Source organism: Variovorax sp. KBW07 (assembly GCF_003852515.1).
Classification (GTDB): Bacteria; Pseudomonadota; Gammaproteobacteria; order Burkholderiales; family Burkholderiaceae_C; genus Variovorax.
Genome location: NZ_QAJK01000008.1, coordinates 16,324 through 22,626, shown reverse-complemented (window position 1 = coordinate 22,626; position 6,303 = coordinate 16,324). Strand labels below are relative to the sequence as shown.

Annotated in this window: 5 protein-coding genes; 2 read left to right on the top strand and 3 right to left on the bottom strand. The window is 68.2% G+C overall.

What is annotated here, in order from left to right:
• Positions 1 to 81: 81 nt before the first annotated feature.
• Both DBV14_RS01680 and DBV14_RS01675 read right to left on the bottom strand, forming a co-directional pair.
• Positions 82 to 1,251 (bottom strand): ABC transporter permease, encoded by a 1,170-nt coding sequence (locus tag DBV14_RS01680; protein WP_124457462.1) that lies wholly within the window; start codon positions 1,249 to 1,251, stop codon positions 82 to 84.
• Between the two features lie 224 nt (positions 1,252 to 1,475).
• A complete protein-coding gene (locus DBV14_RS01675; RefSeq protein ID WP_124457461.1) occupies positions 1,476 to 2,432 on the bottom strand; it encodes a LysR family transcriptional regulator in 957 nt (318 codons plus the stop codon).
• A gap of 129 nt (positions 2,433 to 2,561) precedes the next feature.
• Between DBV14_RS01675 and DBV14_RS01670 the strand changes: the two genes are divergently transcribed.
• Positions 2,562 to 4,073: a CoA-acylating methylmalonate-semialdehyde dehydrogenase gene (locus tag DBV14_RS01670; protein WP_124457460.1), complete on the top strand. Its 1,512-nt coding sequence runs from the start codon at positions 2,562 to 2,564 to the stop codon at positions 4,071 to 4,073.
• 71 nt (positions 4,074 to 4,144) lie between these two features.
• Entirely contained in the window at positions 4,145 to 5,794 is a 1,650-nt protein-coding gene (locus DBV14_RS01665; RefSeq protein WP_124457459.1) for a GMC family oxidoreductase, read from the top strand.
• 7 nt (positions 5,795 to 5,801) lie between these two features.
• On the opposite strand, the gene DBV14_RS01660 is transcribed toward DBV14_RS01665, so the two are convergent.
• Positions 5,802 to 6,303: TetR/AcrR family transcriptional regulator C-terminal domain-containing protein (locus DBV14_RS01660; RefSeq protein WP_260396777.1), on the bottom strand; the 502-nt coding region annotated here is incomplete at its 5' end.

The window sequence follows — 6,303 nt, the reverse complement described above, 5'->3', positions numbered from 1 at the left end:
GCACACCGTCGGCGTGAGCGCGCCCTGAAGAACAGCGGCGCCCTGAAAGCAGCATGCGATGCAATGAAGCGCAGGAGAAGTTCATCCCCGGAACCCTATGCCCTTGAACAGGACGGCAAACAGCGCATCGACCAGGATCACCGCCGTAATCGACGTCACGACCGACGACGTCGTGCCGCGCCCCAGGCTCTCCGTGTTGGGCTTCACCTTCATGCCGAAGTAGCAGCCGATCAGCGCGATCAGCACCCCGAACACCGCCGACTTTGCCATTGCCAGCCACAGGTTCGAGATCGGCACCGCGCGCGGCAACGCCGACAGGAAATACGCCGGCGAAATGTCCAGCGCCGCGTCGGCCGCCAGCATCCCGCCCGCCAGCGCCGCCATCGACGTCCACAGGCTGATCAACGGCATCGCGATCGCCAGCGCCAGTACGCGCGGCATCACCAGGCGAAAGCCGTGCGGAATACCCATCACGCGCATCGCGTCGAGTTCTTCCGTGACCCGCATCACGCCGATCTGCGCCGTGATCGCCGAGCCCGAGCGGCCGGCAATCAGCACTGCCGCCAGCACCGGCCCCAGTTCGCGCACCAGCGACAGCCCGAGGATGTTCACCACGAAAGTCTCGGCGCCGTACTGGCGCAACTGCTGCGAGATCAGGTACGCCAGCACCACGCCGATCAGCAGGCCGACCAGCGCCGTGATGTGCAGCGCCGTGGCGCCGAACTGGTAGAGGTGCCCGGAAAAATCGCGCCAGGGTCCACGGTGCGGCGCACGGATCAGCGTGCCCACGTCGATCGCCAGCTGGCCGATCAGCCCCGTGAAGTCGCGCATCACGTACATGGCGCGCGGGCCGTTGTGCGAGAAATCGCGAATGCGGTCGCGCAGCGTCTTAGGCGGTTCGTCCGGCGTGGCGACGGTGAACTGCGCCACCTGGTCGAGCACCGCCTTGTGCTGCGGCGACATCTCCAGCATGGCCGGCCATTCGTGGCCCCAGTGGTCCCACAGCAGCTGCGCGCCGATGTGGTCGAGCTGCGCGATGGGGCGCAGGTCCCAGGCGCGGTCAGTGGCGGGCGGGGCGGCTTCCAGGCTCTTCGACAGCGCCAGCCAGGCCGGCTTGGACGACATGCCCAGCGCGGTCCAGCGGCCGCTGGCCACGGTCCACGGGCGGCCATCCTGTTCTTGCGCCCTCACCAGCGGCATTGCACTGCTGTCGGTGGCTGAAGCGTCGGCGGGCGACGGTACAGAAGGCATGGGCGTATGAACAGGAAAGTAAACAAAAAGCCGGTGTGGAAGCGCGCATCGTAACCGGGTGCATCCGTGCCGCAGGTGCGCCAGACCCCTCGTTGGCGTAGGGCGTAGCGCCGTTTTTTGGGCCGAAACCGCAGCTGATGGGGCAGAAACGCGCATCGCGTGCGCGCCACCCGTCTTAAGCATTTCTTCAGGTTGGCGCCACGGTGCGCCGCCCGGATGCCGGTTCAGGCGGCAAAGCCCGCGCCCAGTGCCTCGCGCAGCCACGCGACAAACGCCGTCACCGCCTGCGGCACATGGGTGGCGTAGGGGCGGATGGCGTACAGCCGCTCGCCGAAGGCGCCGACCGAGCGCCATTGCGGCAGCACCTCCACCAGCTTGCCCGACTGCAACGCCGACTGCGCGCTGAAGTCGGGCACCAGCGCGATGCCCAGGCCGGTCAGGGCCGCGTCGCGCAGCGCCTCGCTGTTGTTGGCGACCAGCGGCCCCGACACCGGCACCGTGAGGCGCGGCGCCGACGGTTTTTGGGCTGGCTTGTGCGAGGCGGTGCGCGCCTCGAAGTGCCAAGTCGGTGTGTCCTGCGCGCGCGGGTAGTGCAGGCAGTCGTGCCCGGCCAGCGCCATCGGGTCGCGCGGCGTGCCGCGCCGGCGCAGGTAGGCGCGGCTGGCCACCAGCACCGAGCGCGTTTCGCACAGCGTCCAGGCCACGTGGGTGTCGGGCGGCGCGGCGGTGTGCCGGATCGCCAGGTCGAAGCCCTCCATGGCCAGCGAGCTGAGCCGGTCCGACAGGTCGAGTTCGATCCGCACCTCGGGCTGCGCGCGCAGGAACTCGGCCAGCCGCGGCACCAGCTGCTGGCGCGCAAAAGCCACCGGCGCGGTCACGCGCACCAGCCCGCGCGGCACGCCCGCCAGGTCGCGCACGCCGGCAAAGCTGTGGGCGATCTGTTCGAAGGGCGCGCGCATGTCGTCCACCAGCCGCTGGCCGGCTTCGGTCAGCCGCACGCTGCGCGTGGTGCGCTGCACCAAAGGCGCGCCGGCGGCGGCTTCCAGCTCGGCGATGCGCTGGCTCATGGCCGCCTTGCTCACGCCCAGGCGCAGTGCCGCGGCCGTGAAGCTGCCCTGCTGCGCCAGCACCGTGAGCCAGTGCAGGTGCGTCCACAGCGACTCGATATTTTGAGGTTTCATGCTTGCATTGTTCGCTATGGTGAACAATAAGTTCAAGTCTCGTGGCTATGCGAGCCGGTGGACGCTGCCTAAACTGCCGCCATTCCTCCTGTTTTCCACCGTTTTTCCGTCACGCGAAAGCCCCGATCCATGTCCACCGTTCACCTCGACCACTACATCGCCGGCAAGCCCGCCGCCAACACTTCCGGCCGCACGCAGGACGTGACCAACCCCGCCACCGGCGCCGTCACCGGCAAGGTGGGCCTGGCCGATGCGGCGCAGGTGTCGGCCGCCGTGGCCGCCGCGCAGGCCGCCTTTCCGGCCTGGGCCGACACGCCGCCGATTCGCCGCGCCCGCGTGATGTTCAAGTTTTTGCAGCTGCTCAACGAGCACAAGGACGAGCTGGCCCACCTCATCACCGCCGAGCACGGCAAGGTCTTCACCGATGCGCAGGGCGAGGTCTCGCGCGGCATCGACATCGTCGAGTTCGCTTGCGGCATTCCGCAACTGCTCAAGGGCGACTTCACCGACCAGGTGAGCACCGGCATCGACAACTGGACGCTGCGCCAGCCGCTCGGCGTGGTCGCGGGCATCACGCCTTTCAACTTCCCGGTGATGGTGCCGATGTGGATGTTCCCGGTGGCCATTGCCGCAGGCAACACCTTCGTGCTCAAGCCCAGCCCGACCGACCCCAGCGCCTCGCTGCGCATGGCCGAGCTGCTGAAGGAAGCCGGCCTGCCCGACGGCGTGTTCAACGTGGTGCAGGGCGACAAGGTCGCGGTCGATGCGCTGCTGGAGCACCCCGACGTCAAGGCCATCAGCTTCGTCGGCTCCACGCCGATTGCCAACTACATCTACGAAACCGGCGCACGCCACGGCAAGCGCGTGCAGGCCCTGGGCGGCGCGAAGAACCACATGGTCGTCATGCCCGATGCCGACATCGACCAGACCGTCGACGCACTCATCGGCGCGGGCTACGGCTCGGCCGGCGAGCGCTGCATGGCGATCAGCGTTGCCGTGCTGGTGGGCGACGTGGCCGACAAGATCGTGCCCAAGCTCATCGAACGCACGAAGACGCTCAAGGTGCTCAACGGCACCAACCTGGCGGCCGAGATGGGCCCGATCGTCACGCGCGCCGCGCACGAGCGCATCACCGGCTACATCGCGCAGGGCGAGAAGGAAGGCGCGAAGCTGCTGGTCGACGGGCGCAAGTTCGACGGCACCGTGGCCGGCGAAGGCTGCGGCGACGGCTTCTGGATGGGCGGCACGCTGTTCGACCACGTCACGCCCGAGATGCGCATCTACAAGGAAGAAATCTTCGGCCCGGTGCTCAGCTGCGTGCGCGTCGAGAACTTCAAGGACGCGATCGACCTCGTCAACGCGCACGAGTTCGGCAACGGCGTGAGCTGCTTCACCCGCGACGGCAACGTGGCGCGCGAATTCAGCCGCCGCATCCAGGTCGGCATGGTCGGCATCAACGTGCCGATTCCCGTGCCCATGGCCTGGCATGGTTTCGGCGGCTGGAAGAAGAGCCTGTTCGGCGACATGCATGCCTATGGCGAAGAGGGCGTGCGCTTCTATACCAAGCAGAAGTCGGTCATGCAGCGCTGGCCCGAGAGCATTGGCAAGGGCGCCGAATTCGTGATGCCCACGGCGAAGTAAAAGGCGGCTGCGGCGCAGCACGGGCGGCACTGCCGTATCCTCGAAGAACAAAGAGAGACAAGACAACCGCCATGAGCGACACAAGCTTCGACTACATCATCATCGGGGCCGGCACCGCCGGCTCGCTCATGGCCAACCGCCTGAGCGCCGACAAGCGCAAGCGCGTGCTGCTCATCGAGGCGGGCCGCAAGGACGACTACCACTGGATCCACATTCCGGTGGGCTACCTCTACTGCATCGGCAACCCGCGCACCGACTGGCTCTACAGCACCGAGCCCGATGCCGGCCTGAACGGCCGCACGCTGCGCTACCCGCGCGGCAAGACGCTGGGCGGCTGCTCCAGCATCAACGGCATGATCTACATGCGCGGCCAGTCGCGCGACTACGAGCAGTGGGCTGCCCTGACCGGCGACGACGGCTGGCGCTGGCAGAACGTGCTGCCGGCCTTCAAGAAACACGAAGACTTCTACCTGGGCGCCGACGAGATGCACGGCGCCGGCGGCGAGTGGCGCGTCGAGAAGCAGCGGCTGCGCTGGGACATCCTTGATGCGTTTGCCGAAGCCGCCGCGCAGGCCGACGTGCCGCACACCACCGACTTCAACCGCGGCAGCAACGAGGGCGTGGGCTACTTCCAGGTCAACCAGAAGAACGGCTGGCGCTGGAACACGGCCAAGGCCTTCCTGCGGCCGACCTGCTATGGCAGGCCCAACTTCGAGTTGTGGACCGGCGCGCAGGTGTCGCGCCTGCTGTTCGAGACGCTGCCCGACGGCACGCGCCGATGCACCGGCGCCGAAGTCTGGAACGGCAGCGAGATGACCACCGCGCACGCCACGCGCGAAGTGATTCTTAGCGCGGGCGCCATCGGCTCGCCGCAGATCCTGCAGCTGTCGGGCATCGGCCCGGCCGAGCTGCTGCGCCAGCACGGCATCGACGTGGTGCGCGACGCGCCCGGCGTCGGCGCCAACCTGCAAGACCACCTGCAGATTCGCGCGGTCTACAAGATCGACGGCGCGCCCACGCTCAACGTGCTGGCTTCGTCGATGGTCGGCAAGGCGAAGATCGGGCTCGAATACCTGTTGAAACGCAGCGGTCCGATGAGCATGGCGCCATCGCAGCTCGGCGCTTTCACGCGCAGCTCGCCCGACCATGAATGGCCCAACCTGCAGTACCACGTGCAGCCGCTGTCGCTCGATGCCTTCGGCGATCCGCTGCACAGCTTTCCGGCCTTTACCGCGAGCGTGTGCAACCTCAACCCCACGAGCCGGGGCTCGGTGCGCATCAAGAGCAAGCGCTTCGAAGACGCGCCCGCCATTGCGCCCAACTACCTGAGCACCGACGAAGACCGCAAGGTGGCGGCCGACTCGCTGCGCGTGACGCGCCGCATCGCGTCGCAGCCCGCGCTGGCCAAGTACAAGCCGCAGGAGTGGAAGCCCGGCGTGCAGTACCAGACCGACGAAGACCTGGCACGGCTGGCGGGCGACATTGCCACCACCATCTTCCATCCGGTCGGCACCACCAAGATGGGCGCCGACGGCGACCCGATGGCAGTACTCGATTCGCGCCTGCGCGTGCGCGGCGTGCAGGGCCTGCGCGTGGTCGATGCGGGCGCCATGCCCACCATCACCAGCGGCAACACCAACAGCCCGACCTTGATGATGGCCGAGAAGGCGGCGGGCTGGATTCTGGAAGACAACAACAGCTGCAGCAGCGACAGCCGCTGAGCTGGTGTCAGCGGCGCGGTGCCGGCTTGAGTAGCTTGGGTGGCTTGGCGTCACCCGCCAGGCGCGCCCTCGCGCCTTCGAGCATCAGGTCGACGCCCACATCGAACATCGCATCGGGACCGGCCTTGCGGTAGTGGGCGAACGCCCCGGCCAGCAAAGGGCGTGAGGCCGCGGCGGCATCGAGCGCCTGCTGCCGCAGTTGCGCGTCGGGCGGCGCCGCCTGTTCCTCGAGCACGCAGCCCACGGTGTAGCGGCCCAGCGCGATCAGCAGCGTCATGGCCTGCGTCGCCGGCACGCCCAGGCGGACCACGGCCGCCAACTGGGCTTCCACCATTTCGAGGTCGGCCGGGTCGGGCTCGGAGCCCGCATGCAGGCGTGCGCCGTCGCGCCGCGCCAGCAGCGCACGGCGGAAGCTGCGTGCGTTCTCGCGCAGGAAGCTTTCCCACGATTCGTCCGGCAGCGGCAACCGGCGGTCGTGGGCGCGGCGCAGGATTTCGCGGTTCATCGCA

Bases quoted from the DNA above. Each gene is read 5' to 3' on its own strand.
- DBV14_RS01680 (WP_124457462.1), bottom strand. From the start codon at position 1,251: ATGCCTTCTGTACCGTCGCCCGCCGACGCTTCAGCCACCGACAGCAGT.
- DBV14_RS01675 (WP_124457461.1), bottom strand. From the start codon at position 2,432: ATGAAACCTCAAAATATCGAGTCGCTGTGGACGCACCTGCACTGGCTC.
- DBV14_RS01670 (WP_124457460.1), top strand. From the start codon at position 2,562: ATGTCCACCGTTCACCTCGACCACTACATCGCCGGCAAGCCCGCCGCC.
- DBV14_RS01665 (WP_124457459.1), top strand. From the start codon at position 4,145: ATGAGCGACACAAGCTTCGACTACATCATCATCGGGGCCGGCACCGCC.